The organism is Rhodanobacter ginsengisoli, assembly GCF_042657065.1.
GTDB lineage: Bacteria > Pseudomonadota > Gammaproteobacteria > Xanthomonadales > Rhodanobacteraceae > Rhodanobacter > Rhodanobacter ginsengisoli.
In genome coordinates, this window is sequence record NZ_JBHSNF010000001.1 from 761,959 (window position 1) to 778,839 (window position 16,881).

11 protein-coding genes are annotated in these 16,881 nt (G+C 65.8%); 5 read left to right on the forward strand and 6 right to left on the reverse strand.

The genetic code is table 11. The features are described 5' to 3' along the window. Positions 1 to 212 precede the first annotated feature (212 nt). Entirely contained in the window at positions 213 to 1,493 is a 1,281-nt protein-coding gene (locus ACFPPA_RS03185; RefSeq protein WP_377317206.1) for a cation:proton antiporter, read from the forward strand. After that, positions 1,490 to 2,995 (forward strand): tryptophan halogenase family protein, encoded by a 1,506-nt coding sequence (locus tag ACFPPA_RS03190; RefSeq protein ID WP_377317208.1) that lies wholly within the window; start codon positions 1,490 to 1,492, stop codon positions 2,993 to 2,995. Before ACFPPA_RS03185 ends, ACFPPA_RS03190 begins: the two co-directional genes overlap by 4 nt. 28 nt (positions 2,996 to 3,023) lie before the next feature. On the opposite strand, the gene ACFPPA_RS03195 is transcribed toward ACFPPA_RS03190, so the two are convergent. The 3 genes from ACFPPA_RS03195 to ACFPPA_RS03205 all read right to left on the reverse strand — a co-directional run bounded on the left by ACFPPA_RS03195 (position 3,024) and on the right by ACFPPA_RS03205 (position 7,709). Beyond that, positions 3,024 to 4,586, reverse strand: coding sequence for a tryptophan halogenase family protein (locus ACFPPA_RS03195; RefSeq protein WP_377317210.1), 1,563 nt, complete (start codon positions 4,584 to 4,586; stop codon positions 3,024 to 3,026). A 113-nt stretch (positions 4,587 to 4,699) separates the two neighbouring features. After that, entirely contained in the window at positions 4,700 to 7,408 is a 2,709-nt protein-coding gene (locus ACFPPA_RS03200) for a TonB-dependent receptor (protein WP_377317212.1), read from the reverse strand. Positions 7,409 to 7,445: 37 nt separating this feature from the next. Further along, a complete protein-coding gene (locus ACFPPA_RS03205; RefSeq protein ID WP_377317214.1) occupies positions 7,446 to 7,709 on the reverse strand; it encodes a hypothetical protein in 264 nt (87 codons plus the stop codon). Between the two features lie 357 nt (positions 7,710 to 8,066). On the opposite strand from ACFPPA_RS03205, the gene ACFPPA_RS03210 reads away from it, so the two are divergent. Beyond that, positions 8,067 to 9,689, forward strand: a complete 1,623-nt coding sequence (locus ACFPPA_RS03210; RefSeq protein ID WP_377317216.1) for an alpha-glucosidase family protein — start codon at positions 8,067 to 8,069, stop codon at positions 9,687 to 9,689. A gap of 97 nt (positions 9,690 to 9,786) precedes the next feature. Here the strand turns inward: ACFPPA_RS03210 and ACFPPA_RS03215 are convergent, their stop codons facing one another. Together ACFPPA_RS03215 and ACFPPA_RS03220 are read right to left on the reverse strand one after the other, a co-directional pair. Continuing rightward, positions 9,787 to 11,439, reverse strand: a complete 1,653-nt coding sequence (locus ACFPPA_RS03215) for a M28 family metallopeptidase (protein WP_377317218.1) — start codon at positions 11,437 to 11,439, stop codon at positions 9,787 to 9,789. A gap of 122 nt (positions 11,440 to 11,561) precedes the next feature. Next, positions 11,562 to 11,996 carry a PepSY domain-containing protein gene (locus tag ACFPPA_RS03220; RefSeq protein ID WP_377317220.1) on the reverse strand — a complete coding sequence of 145 codons (435 nt, stop codon included), beginning with the start codon at positions 11,994 to 11,996 and terminating at the stop codon, positions 11,562 to 11,564. Between the two features lie 408 nt (positions 11,997 to 12,404). Here ACFPPA_RS03220 and ACFPPA_RS03225 point away from each other — a divergent pair, with 408 nt between their 5' ends. Continuing rightward, on the forward strand, positions 12,405 to 13,622 hold the full coding sequence (locus ACFPPA_RS03225) for a glycosyltransferase family 9 protein (RefSeq protein WP_377317222.1): 1,218 nt from the start codon (positions 12,405 to 12,407) through the stop codon (positions 13,620 to 13,622). Positions 13,623 to 13,747: 125 nt separating this feature from the next. Here the strand turns inward: ACFPPA_RS03225 and ACFPPA_RS03230 are convergent, their stop codons facing one another. Next, on the reverse strand, positions 13,748 to 14,143 hold the full coding sequence (locus ACFPPA_RS03230) for an HU family DNA-binding protein (protein ID WP_377319433.1): 396 nt from the start codon (positions 14,141 to 14,143) through the stop codon (positions 13,748 to 13,750). Between the two features lie 550 nt (positions 14,144 to 14,693). Here ACFPPA_RS03230 and ACFPPA_RS03235 point away from each other — a divergent pair. Continuing rightward, positions 14,694 to 16,832, forward strand: coding sequence for an FAD-dependent oxidoreductase (locus ACFPPA_RS03235; RefSeq protein WP_377317224.1), 2,139 nt, complete (start codon positions 14,694 to 14,696; stop codon positions 16,830 to 16,832). The last annotated feature ends 49 nt before the right edge of the window (positions 16,833 to 16,881 follow it).

Sequence of the window (16,881 nt, forward strand, 5' to 3'; positions counted from 1 at the left end):
CGTCAGTCGAATGCGGTGGCTTGCAGTAGACGTCCGAATGAATTCCGGGAGCTACTGCATGGTAGGTCGGTGGCAAGGTCGGCAACGCATGTCTGCATACGTATTCATCGTGAAGCGACGCAGTTTTTCATGCTGCGATGCAAGGTGATTTAGCTGTGGCCGCGCCCGCATCCGCTACTCTTGGCCGGGCAGGCGCGAGCGGGGGTGGATCGATGAACAGCACGGACATTTTCCTGGTCGCGATGATGATCATCTTCGGTGCGCCCTATCTGATCTGGCGCCTCGCACGGCTCGACTACTACGCACCGCTGGTGGTGGTGCAGATACTCACCGGCATCGTGCTGGGGCCGGGCATTCTGGGGGCGGCCTTTCCGCATTACTACGACACGGTGTTCAGTGGCACGGTGATCCAGGCGCTCAATGGCGTGGCCTGGTGGGCGGTGATGCTGTTCGTGTGGATCGCCGGCATCGAGCTCGACCTGGCCCAGGTGTGGGCGCGTCGCCGCGAGTGCGGTATCACCGCGAGCCTGGCACTCGGCGTGCCGCTGGTGTTCGGGAGTATCGCCGCGATCATGCTGCTGGGTTGGCAAGGTGGCTGGATCGGTGCGGCGGCTGCGCCGTGGCAGTTCGTGCTCGGCGTGGGCATGGCCTGCGCGGTGACCGCGCTGCCGATCCTGATCCTGCTGATGGAGAAGCTCGCGATCCTGCGCCTGCCGTTGGGGCAGCGCATCCTGCGTTACGCGAGCCTTGATGACATCGCGATCTGGGCGGTGCTGGCAGTGATCCTGCTGGATTGGGAACGGGTCGGCCGGCAGTTGCTGTTCCTGCTGCTGTTCGTCTGTGCGGCGTGGTTGTTCCGCCGGCTGATGCGCCGGCTGGCGGAATCGGATCGCTGGTATGTCGGGTTGATCTGGCTGGCAGCCTGCGGACTGGCCGCCGATCGTGCCGGCCTGCACTACATGGTGGGTGCGTTCCTGGCCGGTGCGGTGATCGATCGCGAATGGTTCGACCAGACGCGCATGGATCTGCTGCGTCATCACGTGTTGCTGGTGGTGATGCCGGTGTTCTTCCTCTCGACCGGGCTGCGTACCGGCTGGAGCGTGGGCGGCGCAGCGGTATTCGTGGCCGCCGGCCTGTTGCTGCTGGCCTCGGTGGGCGGCAAGCTGGCCGGTGTGCACATCGCCGGCCGCCTGCTGGGCTGGGGCAGGGGCGAGGCCTGGAGCATCGGCTGGCTGCTGCAGACCAAGGCCCTGATCATGATCATCTTCGTCAACATCCTGCTCGACCGGCACCTGATCACCGCCGATACCTTTACCGCGTTGCTGCTGATGGCCGTGGTCAGCACCATGCTCACCGTGCCGCTGGTCGCGCCGCGATTGCGCGCGTCCGGCGGCGACCGCCAGCCGTTGTCGCTGGACGACGCGGCGCGACCGGCGGATGAGATGAATGCCCTGCCGAATGCAGCTGCCCTGATTGATGGAACCTCGACATGACTGAACGCCCCATCCGCCGCATCGTGATCGTCGGAGGAGGTACGGCCGGCTGGATGACCGCCGCCGCACTGGCCAATGCACTGCAGGGAAGTTGCCGGATCGACCTGGTCGAGTCCGGGGAAATCGGCAGCATCGGTGTCGGCGAGGCCACCATTCCGCCGATCAAGTATTTCAACCGCACCCTGGGTATCGACGAGAACGCGTTCCTGGCCGCCACCCAGGGCACCTTCAAGCTCGGCATCGAGTTCGTCGACTGGAGCCGCTACGGGCAACGCTACTTCCACCCGTTCGGCCAGTTCGGCACCGAATTCGACGCCGTGCCGCTGCATCATTACTGGTTGCGCGAGCGCGAGCGTGGCGATGACAAGCCGCTGCAGGATTACGCGCTGGCCTGGGCGGCCGCCCGCGCCGGCAAGTTCGACCTGCCGGTGGCCGATCGCCGCCAAGTGCAGTCGTCCCTCGATTACGCCTATCACTTCGACGCCAGCCTGTACGCACGTTTCCTGCGCCAGTATGCCGAGCAGCGTGGCGTTCGGCGGACCGAGGGCAAGCTGGTCGATGTCGCCCTGCGCGCCGGGGATGGCTTCATCCAGAGTGTGACGCTGGATGGCGGCACGGTGATCGAGGGCGACCTGTTCATCGACTGCTCCGGTTTTCGCGGCTTGCTGATCGAGGGCGCGCTGGAGACCGGCTACGACGACTGGACGCACTGGCTGCCTTGCGATCGCGCGGTGGCGGTGGCCTGCGCTCACCGCAAGGAGGCGACGCCTTATACCCGTTCCACCGCGCACGCGGCCGGTTGGCAGTGGCGCATTCCGCTGCAGCACCGGATGGGTAACGGCCACGTCTACTGCAGCCAGTTCATCAGCGATGACGAGGCCGCGGCGACTCTGCTGGGCAACCTGGAAGGCGAGCCGCTGGGTTCGCCGCGGCAGTTGCGCTTCACCACCGGGCGGCGCAAGCAGTCATGGAATCGCAACTGCGTGGCGATCGGACTGTCGGCCGGCTTCATGGAGCCGCTGGAGTCCACCAGCATCCACCTGATCCAGACCGCCATCACGCGCCTGCTGGCGCTGTTTCCCGATCGCGATTTCGATCCGTTCGCCGCGCGCGAATTCAACCGCCTCACGCAGACCGAGTACGAGCGGATCCGCGATTTCGTGATCCTGCACTACCACGCGGTGCAGCGCGAGGAGCCGCTGTGGCGCCAGACCGCGACGATGGCGATTCCCGACACGCTGCAATACAAGATCGAGCAATTCCGCAGCGGCGGCCGGTTGGTGGCCGAGAGCATGGAGCTGTTCCAGAACTCCAACTGGCTGGCGGTGCTGGTGGGGCAGGAGGTATGGCCGCAGCGCCATCATCCGCTGACGGACATGCGCAGCCAGGTCGACGCCGCCGGTCGTCTGCGCGGTCTGCGCCGGGTAATCGAAGAGGCGGTGCACCACATGCCGACGCACCAGCAATACATCGACCGGCATTGCCGCGCCGCGCCGGTCTAGCGCGGTCCATCGGGTGCCGGGGTGGGCGTCAGGCCCCGGCTGGTGCGTCCGGTGCCCTGCAGTGTTCGGCGACGAAGCGTTCGTGTGGTGGCAGGGTGCCCGCGGCGCGGCCGACCAGAGTGCGGATATTGCCCAGGAATTCGTCGAGCTGGTCCTGGTCGAGTGCGTCGGCGAGTGGGTGATGGCGCTGCGGCTCGATGCCCTGGCCGAGCAGCACCTGCAGCCAGCCGACCTCGGTGAACAGCTCGTCGGCTTCGCGGAAGATGCTGCCATTGCCGCGGAACAGCGCGATCCGCCGCGCCAGCGATTCGGGAATCTCCATCTGCGCGCATTGCCGCCAGAACGGACTGTCGTCGCGTTCGGTGGCCTTGTAGTGCAGGATCAGGAAGTCGCGGATGCGCTCGTACTCGAAGCGCGTCTGGCGGTTGTATTCGGTGCTGAGGGCGACATCGCAATGGCGGTCGGGAAACAGCGCCAGCAGCCGGTTCACGCCAGACTGGATCAGATGGATGCTGGTGGACTCCAGCGGCTCCATGAAGCCGGCCGACAACCCCAGCGCCACGCAGTTGCGATTCCATGACTGCCGGCGCATGCCGGTGGTGAAGCGCAATGGCCGCGGGTCGGCCAAGGGAGCCCCTTCGAGGTTGGCCAGCAGCTGGGCGGTGGCCTCGTCGTCGCTGACGAACCGGCTGCAGTAGACGTGGCCGTTGCCGCTGCGATGCTGCAGCGGGATGCGCCATTGCCAGCCCGCGGTGCGCGCGCTGGCCTGGGTGTATGGGCGCATCGGCCCCACCCGCTCGCTGGCCACCGCCAGTGCACGGTCGCACGGCAGCCACTGTGTCCAGTCGTCGTAGCCGGTTTTCAGCGCGCCCTCGATCAGCAGGCCGCGAAAGCCCGAGCAGTCGATGAACAGGTCGCCCGCCACGCGTTCTCCGCTGGCCAGCTGCACCGATTCGATGAAGCCGTCGTCGGCGCGCAGCTGCACGTCGACGATCCTGCCCTCGATGCGCTGGACGATGGCCGGGTCGATGTGGCGGCGCAGGTACTGGCCGTAAGCGATGGCGTCGAGCTGGTAGGCGTACTTGATGCCGGTCAGCGGGCTGCTGCCGACACGCTCCATGCGGCCGAAGCGATGCTGGCGCGCCGCCGTCGCGTTGAGCGAATAGGTCCACAGGTCCGGCGCGCCGGCACGCTTGCTGTCAGCCGCTCCTGCGCTCGCGGCATTCGTGCGTTCATGCATATCCCGCAAGCAGTAATGGTGAAAACCGATCAGCCCCAGTGGCAGGCCGATGTCGCCGAAGGCGTGCATGTACGAATCGCCCAGCCGACGCCAGTCGTTGAATTCGATGCCGAGCTTGAAGGTGCCGTGGGTGGCGCGCAGCAGGTCGTCTTCGTCCAGGCCAAGGAACTGGTTGATCAGGCGGATCGAGGGAATGGTGGCCTCGCCGACCCCGACGATACCGATCTCGTCCGACTCGACCAGCTGGATCTTCACCTGCGACCCGAGCGCGCGGGCGAGCAGGGCGGCGGTCATCCAGCCGGCGGTGCCGCCGCCGACGATGACCACGCGTTGGATGGGATTTGCCTGCATGCGTATGCCTGGAATACATGAAAGCCGTTAACTAGCGGTTCGCCACGGCCTTGTCAAAAAAAAGCCCCGTTGGATGAACTCAACGGGGCTGGCAGAGGGTATGGCTATGTGGCTTACAGGAACTTGTAGGAGACTCCGATCTCGAAGCGGCGGCCGTAGCTCTCCCAGTTCTGCACCTGGCGCGGATCGTTGTTCTGGTAGGTGACGAAGGTCTTGTTGGTCAGGTTGGAGCCCTGCGCGATGACCGTCAGGCCGTTCAGCGGACCCTGGTCGAAGGTGTAGCTGACCTGCGCGTCGAAGCTGCTGCCACCTTTCAGGGTCTGCTCGATGCGCGAGGCACTGATGCCCGACACCTCGCCCAGGAAGCTGGAACGGTAGCTGTCGCTCACACGCGCTTCGAAACCGCTGTGCTGGTAGTACAGCGTGCCGTTCGCCACCCACTTCGACAGACCCGGCACGGTGATCGGGTTGCTGTTGCCGGCGTAGACCAGCGAGCTCTTGGTGCGATTGCCGGTCAGGATCACGCCGAAGCCGTCGAGCGCCGGGCTGATCAGGTTGGCGGGCAGGTTCAGGGTCAGCTGGGCGCCCTTCACGTAGCCGTGGCCGTCGTTGGTCGGGCCGCTGACGATGCCCATGGTGGTGCCGAGCTGCGCCTGCTGCGCCGGAGTCAGGTAGGACGGGACGAACGCGGCGAAGTCATACAGGTAGGCCGAGTTCGCGTTGATGAAGTCGCTCAGCTTCAGGAAGTAGCCCGACACCGCGATGTAGCCACCGCCGCCGCCCCGGCACAGATCCGACTGCTTGGCATCGGCCGCGTTGCACTGGTAGCCCGAGGCGTCGTTCGCGAAGTAGTGCTCGTAACTGACGTTGTAGTTGTCCGCCATCGTCGGCTTCAGCTTGGCATTGCCGCCGTTGGAGCTGAAGAACGCCTGATTCGGGTCGGTCGAGGTCAGGTGGGTGGTGTCGCCGCTGATCGACTGGCTCGCGTTCATCTGATCCATGCGCGGGCGGGCCATGGTGCGGGCCGCGCTGACGCGGATGTCGTCGTTGGGGGTCAGGCCGAAGATCAGGTTGGCGCTCGGCAGGTAGCGGGTGTAGGTGGTGCCGCCGGTGACCGGTATCAGCTGGGTCTGGCCGCCCGTGACGGAGCTGCCCGGGGCTACGCGCTCACCGGTCGAGGTCTGGTGGGTGCGAGCTACCTGCATGCCGAAGTTGCCGCGCAGAGTGACATTGCCGACCTGTGTGTCCAGGTTGAACTGGAAGTAAGGCGTCGTGTCACGCTCGTGCACCTTCCAGTTCGGCGGCAGCGGCAGGCTCGACATGAACACCGGGATCTCGGTGTAGGTGCCGTTGCGGATCATTGCGAACGGGTCGTAGCAGGGCTGGGCGCCGACGCCCATCCAGGCCAGCGGCGAGCAGGTGCCACCGGTATAGGGCGCCGACTGGACGGCACCCTGGTCCAGCATGCCGCCGCCGAGGGTGAGGAAGTTCTGGTCGATGTTGTAGGTCTTGTTGCGGGTGCTTTCCGCGACACCGAACTCCAGGCTGGAGAACGGGCCGCTCATGAAATCACGCTCGGCGCTGAGCTTGAGGTTGGCCAGGTAGTCGACCGTGCGCGGCGCGTTGATGAAGCCGGTCTGCACCACGTTGTTGCCCGAGCCCCAGCCCTGCGGATCCGTCAGTACCGTGCCGGAGCCGTAGTCGACGGAGTTGTTGACGTACAGCAGACCATTGCTCTGCTCGGTGAAGTTCAGCGTGTCGAGCGGACCGCTCTTGTTGTAGCCGCTGCCGGAATAGCTCTCGAGGTTGACGTCGTGACGCGTGGCGCGCGAGTAGTTGCCCACCAGGTCGACCGACCAGTTCTCGTCGATCTTGAACTTGTTGTCCCAGTTGAAGTTGTAGACCCGGGCGCTGGTGCTGTTGTAGTCGTTGCGGATGACCGGCGACACGTTGGTGTAGGTGCCGCTGGTGATCAGGCCGTTCTGCACGGTGCCGCCGGGCTGCAGCGTGGCCGAGCTCCAGAGCAGCGGGAACTCCATGCCCTTGGCCTGCTGGACTTCCTTGAAGTTGTCGTACGTCATGTCGATCGTACCGGTGTAGTGCTCATTCGGCTCCCACTGGACGGTGGCGAGCAGACCCCTGCGCTTCATCGTGTCGGAAATGCCGTAGTTCTTCGCGCCGCCGACCACCGCGTTGCCGTTCGGGTCGGACGGGTAGCCCCATGGCGCCTGATGCTCGATCTGTGCCGGGTTGGACTCCAGGTCCACGCCCAGCGTGACGCCTACCGTGTGGTCGGCGAACTGGTCCACCCACACACCGTTGACGTTGTAGCCCTTGTCGCTGACGCCCGGGCCATTGGCGAGCTGGGAGTTGCCGTTCCAGATGTAGCGGGCGTTCACCGCCGCTTCCGGCTTGTTCTTCTCGAGCGGACGGATCGTCTGCATGTCCACCGTGCCGGCCAGGCCCTGGCCGATGAGATCGGCCTGCGGGCTCAGGTGCACCACGACGGCGTTGAACCAGCTGGAGGGGTACTGATCGAACTGCACGTCACGGTTGTTGGAGGTCGATACCTGCTGGCCGCCGTTGACCAGTGCGGTGGAGAAGTCCGGGCCCAGACCATGAATGGTGAGTACCTGCGGGCGGCCGCTGACCGTCTGCACGGCCAGGCCGGGCAGGCGACCCAGCGAGTCGGCAATGCTGGTGCCGGGCAGTTTGCCGATCTGCTCGGAAGATACCGCTTCGACAATGCTGTCGGAGTTGCGCTTGATCGCGGTGGAGTTCTCGATACTGCTGATGAAGCCGTGGACCACGACAGCCTGCATCGAGGTCGACTTCTTGGCCTTCCTCGACTTGGTGGTGTCAGCGGGCGCCTGTGACGAAGCCTGATCCTGGCTGCTTTGCGGAGTGCCGGTCGCCGGAGCGGCGGGAGCGGCGGGAGTGGCGGGCGTTGCGTTCACGACAGCGGTACAGCACAAACCGGCCGACATCAAAGCCAGAGCCATCAGGTTGCGTTTCAAAAGCATGTTCTCGTCTCCCCACGAAGGTATCGCCGTTTTCTTTCAACTCTGGCTTGCCTGCACTTTCGTCGGCGACGACCGTCGGCAGGTTGCGCTGGTCGAGCATGACCAGCGGCGTGTGGCGATGTTAAGGCTGTGTTTCCGTGTCGCGCCCATACCTGCATACGTATTCATGATTGGCCCGGTTGCCACCTGATCGCGGTGCAACATCGGTCATCCGGATGGCCGGCGGATACCTGGTCGCCATCGTCGAGACCTTGTGTATGCTCGCTTGAAGGCGTGCTTGCCGGGCTCCGTCGCACATCGCGCAACTGCCCAGGGTGGGCTGGATTATGCGGTTGCAGCAGACATGAATACGTATGCAGAGCCATGCGAGCCAGCAGGAACCTGCGGCTAAGCTGGCGCCGTTCGCCAATCTAGTGATCCGGAAGGCGCATTTTGCTTAAGGCAGGGGTTTCGCGGCATGACCGATTCAAGCTGGTGGCGCGGAGCCGTCACCTACCAGATCTACCCACGCAGCTTCCTGGATACCGACGGCAACGGGGTGGGTGACCTGCCGGGTATCGTCGAGCGACTCGATTACGTGGCCAGCCTGGGCGTGGACGCGATCTGGATCGCGCCGTTCTTTCGTTCGCCGATGGCCGATTTCGGTTACGACATCGCCGACTACCGGGATGTCGATCCGCTGTTCGGCACGCTGGAGGATTTCGATCGCCTGCTGGCCAAGGCGCATGGCCTCGGCCTGAAGGTGATGATCGACCAGGTACTCAGTCACACCTCGGTCGAGCACGCCTGGTTCCGAGAGAGCCGGCAGAGCCGCGACAACCCCCACGCCGACTGGTACGTGTGGGCCGACGCGAAAGAGGACGGCACGCCGCCGAACAACTGGCTGTCGCTGTTCGGCGGGTCGGCGTGGCAATGGGAGCCGCGCCGCGGGCAGTACTACCTGCACAACTTCCTTGCCTCGCAGCCGGATCTGAATTTCCATCATGCCGAGGTACGCACGGCGATCCTGGACAGCGTGCGCTTCTGGCTGGATCGGGGCGTGGACGGGTTCCGGCTGGACGCGATCAACTTCTGCTTCCACGACCGGCAGCTGCGCGACAACCCGCCCAAGCCGAAGGACAAGCGGGTCGGGCGCGGCTTCAGCCCGGACAATCCGTACGCGTTCCAGTACCACTACTACAACAATACGCAGCCGGAGAACCTGGCCTTCCTGGGCGACTTGCGCGCGCTGATGGATCGCTATCCGGACGTGGCCGCGCTGGGCGAAATCTCCTCGGAGGATTCGCTGGCGACGATGGCCGAATACACCCGCAACGGTCGCCTGCACATGGGCTACAGCTTCGAGCTGCTGACCGACGACTTCAGTGCCGCGCACATCCGCGGCACGGTGCAGGCACTCGAGGCGCAGCTGACCGAAGGCTGGCCGTGCTGGGCGATCTCCAACCACGACGTCGAACGCGTGCTGACACGCTGGGGCAAGGGTCACTCCTCGACGCCGCTGGCCAACCTGCTCACGGCGATGGTCTGTTCGTTGCGCGGCTCGGTATGCGTGTACCAGGGCGAGGAACTCGGCCTGACCGAGGCCGAGGTGCCCTACGAATCGCTGCAGGATCCCTATGGCATCGCGTTCTGGCCGCAGTTCAAGGGCCGCGACGGTTGCCGCACGCCGATGCCGTGGAACGACGACGACGCCTATGCCGGCTTCAGCCAGGGCAGGCCGTGGTTGCCGGTACCGCACGAACATCGCGCGCTGGCCGTCACCCACCAGGACGCTGACCCGCAATCGGTGCTGAACGGCTTCCGCACGTTCATGCACTGGCGCCGCTCGCAGCCCGCGTTGCGCTGGGGCGAAATCCGTTTCCTCGACACGCCCGAGCCGGTGCTGGCGTTCACCCGCCGGCTCGATGGCGAGACCCTGCTGGTCGTGTTCAATCTGGCCGATGCCGACATCGAATTCGATCTGCCGCAGGCGCCGGGAAAGCCGACCGTGATCGAAGGCCATGGCCTGTTGCAGGCCCGGCTGGAAGGCAGCTGCCTGCACCTGCCCGGCTACGGCGCGTGGTTCGCCCGGCTCGATTGATTCACGCGGGCAAGCCCGCATTGGCACCATGGAACGAAAGACGCCGCCCCGTTAATCCGGGGCGGCGTCCTGGTTTCAGCCGAGGCTTGGGGCAGGCCTACTTGCGTTCGGCCGCCGTGGCATCGCGGGTGGCGCGGAATTCGGAGTCCTTGCTCCAGTCCGGCCACTGATCCGAGTTCGCCAGCTGGCTGCCCACCGTGTAGAGCACCTGCAGGTCGCGCGCCATGCCGGTGAACGGCCAGCTGGCCTGCCACTGGTCGGACGGCTGGTGATAGTGCCTGGCGACGTATTCGTCTCCGGCTGCCTTGCCGGCCTTGACGCCGCCGTCTACCCAGTCATTGCCCGACTCGAACGAAAGCGCCGGCACGCCGCGCTTGGCGAACGAGAAATGATCGGAGCGGAAGAAGTGACCGGCTTCCGGCTTCGGGTCGGGCGAGTAGACCATGCCGAATGTCTTCGCGTCCGCAATCAGATCGTCGAGCAGGCCGAGCCGGGCGCTTCCCGAGATGCTGAAGTTGCGCGCGGGACCGTGCGGATCGAGCGCATCCATGTTGATCACGCCGACGGTCGTGGCCAGTGGATACAGCGGATTGGCGGCGTAGTACTCGGAGCCGAGCAGGCCCTTCTCCTCGGCCGTGACGTTGAGGAAGACCACCGAACGCTCGGGCCGCGGTGCATGGGCAAACGCGCGGCCGATCTCGATCAGGGATGCGGTGCCGGTCGCGTTGTCGACGGCGCCGTTGTAGATGCGGTCGCCGCTGGCATCGGGCTGGCCGACGCCCAGGTGATCCCAGTGCGCGCTGTAGATCACCGTTTCGTCCGGATGCTTGCTGCCTTCGACGCGACCGACGATGTTGTGCGAGGTGATCACGCTCTTGTCGACCTTGAAGCTGGCCGACAGGCTCTCGCCCTGCAGGGTCACCGGCTTGAACGCGCGGGTCTGCGCCTGCTTCTTCAGGGTGTCGAAATCCAGTCCGGCATGCTTGAACATCTGCACCGCCAGGTCGCGCTGGATCCAGCCTTCCAGTTGCGGGTGCACGGCGGACGGCTTGTCGCGCACGATGTCGAACATGGTGTTGGTGTTGGAGTTCTTCACCGTGGCCCAGCCGTAGGATGCCGGCGCGGTCTCGTGGATCACCAGCAGGCCGAGTGCGCCCTGGCGAGCGGCCTCCTCGTACTTGTAGGTCCAGCGACCGTAGTAGGTCATCGCCTTGCCGCCGAAGTCGCCCTTGCCGGTCTCGAAGTCCGGGTCGTTGACCAGCACCACGGCGATCTTGCCGTGCAGGTCGACGCCCTTGAAATCGTCCCAGTGGCGCTCCGGCGCGTTGACGCCGTAACCGACGAAGACCAGCGGGGCATTCTCGATCGCCACCGAGGTGGAACCGTCCATCGGCGCGCGCACCGCGATCTGCTTGCCCTGGTCGAGCGACTCGTGCTGGTCGCCCAGGGTCAGCATGAGTTGCGGCTTGCCGATGATCTGGGTGCGCAGCAGCGGCACCGCCTGGGTCCACGCCCGCTTGCCGTTCTTGAGGTCGCCACCGGGCTGCAGGCCGGCGGCCTTCATCTGCGCCACCACGTAGTCGATGGTCTTGGTTTCGGCCGGCGTGGCCGGACCGCGGCCGGCGAAGGCGTCCGAGGAAAGCATCTTGACCTCGGCGGACAGCCGCCGGGTACTGAAGGTCGGTGCAGTCGAAGCCAGCGCGCCTGAGCACGCGGACATGACGAGAACAGAGAGGAGCAATCGCTTCACGGGCAGTCACCTGTCGGGGGAAGTGGACACCCGATACTAGTGAACATTCCCGTGATGATCCATGCGCGCGGTCCCGGCACATGCCGCGGCATGCGCCGGGACCTCCTTCCGTCCCGCCGGTATCACTCGATACCGATCACCTTGCCGCTGGTGGCATCGACCTTGAGCTTGACGCGATTGCCCGCCGCGTTCTTCGCCTTGGCCTTCCACATGCCGTCATCGAAATCGACGTCGTGGACGTGCGTATAGCCCTGGGTTTCCAGCGCCGCCTCGATATCGCTCTTGCTCAAGTGCGACACCTGCTCGTCCGGATAGACCTGGCCGGTGCTGGCGTCGATGCGAAGCTTCACGTGCTTGCCGTCGGCGCTCTTCGCCTTCGCGCGCCACATGCCGTCCTTGAATTCCAGATCGTGCACCCGGGTATAGCCCTGCGCGGTGAGCTCGCTTTGCACCTGCGGCTGCGTCTTCGCCTGTTGCGCCATCGCGATGCCGCAGGTTCCAAGTGAGAGCGCGCCTGCCGCCAGCGCGAAAGTCAGCGTTGCGATCCTGTTCTTCATGGGCCGTGCCTCGTTGCTTGCGTGAAGCCCGAGTCTTGAACGGCCGACGCAAACAGAGGGTGAATGGGGCGACCGCCTCGCGGTGTTCGTTCATGAAGGGTATGGCCGGCCCGCGCTGCGGGTCTGTGCACGGGAGCGCAGGGCAAGCCTCGCGTTAGTCGATCGCGGTCCGTGCGCGCGGGCATGTCGATGCCTGGCGCGAGGCGCTGCCGCCCGTTTCCTCCTGAAGGTTTTTCCCGGATCGGTCCGGGCGCAATTTCTCGCGTCTGCAGCATCCGGGTGAGAACGCCGCCTGCCGTTCGGGTGGGTGGCCGGGCGGCGCGATTTCCTGCGATCCGGGCTTAAGGGTGATCTAAGCATGCAAGCCTATCGTGGACTTCGGATTTTCCTCGCTCTCGGCATGCCGCAATGAATGAAACCACCGGGCTGCCGCACGGCGCACCAGCGCCGATTCCCGCCACGACCACCCCGCGCAGGGCGCGACGCTGGGATCCCCTGCGGCATCGGGCGGTGAATTTCTGTTTTGGACGTCTGTTCGGCGCGGTGGCGAAAACGCTGTGCGAGCCCGGACAGCTGCCAGCGCGCGGCATCCACCGGGTGCTGATATGCCGCCCGAACCACCGGCTCGGCAATGCGGTGCTGATCAGCTCGTTGCTGGCCGAGGTCGAAGCGCTGTATCCGGGTGCCGAGATCGATCTGGTCAGTGGCGGCGACGCGGCGCAAAGCCTGTTCGCCGACCGCTTCCAGGTGCGCCGGGTATTCAGCCTGCCGCGAAAGGTGGCGCGCCACCTGTGGTCGACCATCGTGCTGCTGCGGCAACTGCGCCGCGACTCCTATGATCTGGCGATCGATGCCTGCAACGGCTCGCAGTCGGGCCGTTTGCTGCTGGCCATCGTCAAGGCCCGCTTCAAGCTGGGATTCCCGGATGCCAGCACGCCCGCGGGATCGGCCTGGCAGGGCTGGTCGTGTCCGGACCATCTGGGACAGCGCAGCGTATTCCTGCTGCGGGAGGCCTATGCGGGGAAAGTCGAGCGCGACTGCATTCCACTCAACCTGCGCTTGTCGGAGGCCGAAAGGCAGCAGGCGGGGCAGGCTCTCGATGCGGTCTTCCATGCATCGCATCGGCATGCGGCCACGCGACCGGTGATCGGCATATTCGCCAACGCCACGGGCGCCAAGCGCTATGGCGAGGAATGGTGGACCCGGTTCATGACTGCCTTGCTGCTGCGGCAGCCGGATCTGCTGATCGTCGACGTGGTGGCGGAGCACGGACGCACGCAACTGGGCGGCAACTTCGACTCCTACTACACGCGCGACCTGCGTCGGCTCGCCGCGGTGATCGCGAACATGGACGGCTTCATCAGTGCCGACTGCGGCGTGATGCATCTGGCCACGGCCAGCGGCACGCCGACGCTCGGCCTGTTCTCGGTCACCTGTTCGAAGAAATACGGTCCCTACGGACCGGCCAATGCAGCGATCGAGACCAGCGACATCAGCGCGGCGGACGTGGCGGCGATCGTTTCGGACTGGCTCAACGTGGCCGTGCTGACCGAGCCGGCGGCAATCGACGGGATCGACGCGTCGCAGCCGTTGTCATCGCAGCAGCGGAGTTCCGAACTGGCGTAACGGCGAAGGCCGTGGCCGGAGGGGTTTTGCGAAAGCTTCGCTGCGGAATGCGGCGAGCAGGGAATTCCGGAAAAACCGCCAGACGCCTGTCCGTGTCGTTCGACGGACAGGCGTCTGGCGCAGGATCAGACGGCGGCGTCTTTCAGCTTCTTCAGCGGACGCACCTTGACCTTGACGGTCGCCGGCTTCGCGGCAAAGGTCTGCTCTTCACCGGTGAAGGGGTTCTTGCCCTTGCGCTTCGGCTTGGCCGGAACCTTGACGGCGTTGATCTTGAACAGGCCGGGCAGGGTGAACTGGCCCACGCCCTTCTTGTGTACCGAAGCGAGCACGGCTGCCTCGAGACCGGCAAGCACGGCCTTGACGGCTTTCGCCTCGACATTGGCGGACGCGACGATGTGCGCGATCAGGCCGGACTTCGACAGTGCTTCGCCCAGCGGCTTGACCGATGCGACCGCCTTGACGGCGGGAGCTTTCTTGGCAGCTTTTGCAGGGGCTTTCTTGGCAGTGGTTTTGGTAGCCATGTATTTGATCTCGGTAATGGGAAACTCCGGCTTTTCAGGGCTCGGAGGCCTCGCGGCCCGCACAATGTAGCGAAATTTTAGGCGTTTGGTGCGTTCCATCTGCTTTGCCGTCGAGTCTTGCCGTTCCGCCGCACGATTTGCCGCGACCGTTTTGGAGTTTTCGGCTGCCGGGGATCGGCCGATCCGGGCTCCCTGCGGGCCTGTCCGCGGCGGCATGACGGCAGCGGGCACGCTCGCTGGATGAGCGCCAGCCTGCGGGCGGCGCCGCATCCTGCAGGTAACCGGCAGCCTCCAGCCGGCGAACGTAGTGGCATGGGCTTCGCCGCGGCGAAGCCCGCCCATGCTGTTCGAAGCCGAGGTGATCGATGCGAGATGATTCCGTGCCGCGCGAACCGGAATATCGACGCAGTGGGCGCTGCCGGCGGCGCGCGCGACGATTCGACCGCTGCCGGGCGGCATGCCGTTCGGGCGGTCGATGCGCCGGGATGTCGTGGTGCATGCGTCGGATCGGTATGCTGCGCACTGCCATGTCGCCCGGGTCGTTCAACGCATGAAAAAGCTCACGCTGATCCGCTGGCTGGTGGTCGTCGCCCTGCTCGGTGCGGTGCTGGCCTTTTTTGCGCTGGGCCTGCAGCACCAGTTCAGCCTGGAGGCACTGAAGGCGCGCCAGCATGACCTGGACGCTTATCGCCAGGCGCACCCGGGTCTGCTGGCCGCCGGATTCTTCCTGGTCTACGTGGCCTTCGCCGCGCTGTCGCTGCCGGCGGCCACCCTGCTGACCCTCGCCGCGGGTGCCGTGTTCGGCCTGCTCGAAGGTACTGTGCTGGTCTCGTTCGCCTCCAGCATCGGTGCCACCCTGGCGTTCCTGGCCAGCCGCTTCGTGCTTGGCGAGGCGGTGCAGAAGCGCTTCGGCAAGCGACTGGAGACGATCAACGAAGGCATGCGGCGCGAGGGTGCGCTGTACCTGTTCAGCCTGCGGCTGGTGCCGCTGTTCCCGTTCTTCGTGGTCAACCTGGTGATGGGACTGACGAAGTTGCCGGTGCGCACGTTCTACTGGGTCAGCCAGGTCGGCATGCTCGCCGCGACGGTGGTCTACGTGAACGCCGGCACGCAGCTGGCCAGCCTGCACTCGCTGTCCGGCATCGCCTCGCCGAAGGTGCTCGGTTCGTTTGCCCTGCTCGGCGTGTTTCCGTTGCTGGCGCGCTGGATCGTGGCGCGGGTCAAGGCGCGGCGGGTGTATGCGCGCTGGCCCAGGCCGAAACGCTTCGATCGCAACTTGGTGGTGATCGGTGCCGGCTCGGCCGGCCTGGTCAGCGCCTACATCGCGGCGACCGTGCGCGCGAAAGTCACCCTCATCGAAAAACAGGCGATGGGCGGCGATTGCCTCAACACCGGCTGCGTGCCGTCGAAGGCGCTGATCCATGCGGCGCGGCTGGCGGCGCAGGCGCGTGGTGCCGCTCGTGCCGGGGTGCAGGTGGGCGAGGTGCGGGTGGATTTCCGCGCGGTGATGGAACAGGTGCAGCAGGCGGTCGAGACCGTGGCGCCGCACGACTCGGTGGCGCGCTACCGCGGGCTTGGCGTCGACGTGCAGCAAGGCCACGCGCGCATCGTCTCGCCGTGGATCGTCGAGCTCGACGGCAAGCCGATCTCCACCCGGGCGATCGTGATTGCCTCGGGCGCGGAACCCTTCGTGCCGCCGATCGCCGGCATCGGCGAGGTGGACTACCTGACGTCGGACAACTTGTGGCAACTGCGCGAACTGCCGCCGCGGCTGCTGGTGATGGGTGGCGGACCGATCGGCTGCGAACTGGCGCAGGCATTTGCCCGGCTCGGTTCGCAGGTGACCCAGGTCGAGGCCTTCGAGCGAATGCTGCTGCGCGAGGACGACGAGGTGTCGGCTTTCGTGCAGGCCCGGCTCGCGGCCGACGGCGTGGACGTGCGCTGCGGGCACAAGGCGGTGGCGGTGGAGCGCGATGGCGACCAGCCGGTGCTGGTGTGCGAGGCGGCCGGCGGGCGGGTGCGGCTGCCGTTCGACCGCTTGCTGGTGGCGGTGGGACGCAAGCCGCGCACTGCCGGCTTCGGCCTGGAGGAGCTGGGCATCCCGGCCGCGCGCACGGTGGAAACGGACGCGTACCTGGCCACGCTGTACCCGAACATCTACGCCTGCGGCGACGTCGCCGGCCCGTACCAGTTCACCCATACCGCGGCGCATCAGGCCTGGTATGCGTCGGTCAACGCGCTGTTCGGCCAGTTCCGGCGCTTTCGCGCGGACTATTCGGTGATCCCCGCGGTCACCTTCGTCGATCCCGAGGTGGCGCGGGTCGGCCTCAACGAACGCGAGGCGACCGAACAGGGCATCGCGCATGAGGTGACCCGCTACGGGCTGGACGAGCTGGATCGTGCGATCACCGAGGACCTCGCAAGCGGCTTCGTGAAGGTGCTGACGGCGCCTGGCAAGGATCGTATCCTCGGTGTCACGATCGTCGGCCAGCACGCCGGCGAGACGCTGGCCGAGTTCGTGCTGGCGATGCGCCACGGGCTGGGCCTGAACAAGATCCTCGGAACCATCCATGCGTATCCGACCTGGGCCGAGGCGAACAAGTACGCTGCCGGTCAATGGAAGAAGGCGCATGCTCCCGAGCGCGTGCTGGGCTGGCTGGCGCGCTATCACGCATGGCGGCGTCGGTGAGCACGCCATGACCATCGCGACCGGACGTGGCCCGACCGGGCAGGAGTAT

Excerpts from the sequence above, each read along its gene's own strand:
- ACFPPA_RS03200 (WP_377317212.1), bottom strand. The coding sequence starts at position 7,408 with ATGCAGGCTGTCGTGGTCCACGGCTTCATCAGCAGTATCGAGAACTCC.
- ACFPPA_RS03195 (WP_377317210.1), bottom strand. The coding sequence starts at position 4,586 with ATGCAGGCAAATCCCATCCAACGCGTGGTCATCGTCGGCGGCGGCACC.
- ACFPPA_RS03230 (WP_377319433.1), bottom strand. The coding sequence starts at position 14,143 with ATGGCTACCAAAACCACTGCCAAGAAAGCCCCTGCAAAAGCTGCCAAG.
- ACFPPA_RS03205 (WP_377317214.1), bottom strand. The coding sequence starts at position 7,709 with ATGCTCGACCAGCGCAACCTGCCGACGGTCGTCGCCGACGAAAGTGCA.
- ACFPPA_RS03235 (WP_377317224.1), top strand. The coding sequence starts at position 14,694 with ATGAAAAAGCTCACGCTGATCCGCTGGCTGGTGGTCGTCGCCCTGCTC.
- ACFPPA_RS03185 (WP_377317206.1), top strand. The coding sequence starts at position 213 with ATGAACAGCACGGACATTTTCCTGGTCGCGATGATGATCATCTTCGGT.
- ACFPPA_RS03190 (WP_377317208.1), top strand. The coding sequence starts at position 1,490 with ATGACTGAACGCCCCATCCGCCGCATCGTGATCGTCGGAGGAGGTACG.
- ACFPPA_RS03225 (WP_377317222.1), top strand. The coding sequence starts at position 12,405 with ATGAATGAAACCACCGGGCTGCCGCACGGCGCACCAGCGCCGATTCCC.
- ACFPPA_RS03210 (WP_377317216.1), top strand. The coding sequence starts at position 8,067 with ATGACCGATTCAAGCTGGTGGCGCGGAGCCGTCACCTACCAGATCTAC.
- ACFPPA_RS03220 (WP_377317220.1), bottom strand. The coding sequence starts at position 11,996 with ATGAAGAACAGGATCGCAACGCTGACTTTCGCGCTGGCGGCAGGCGCG.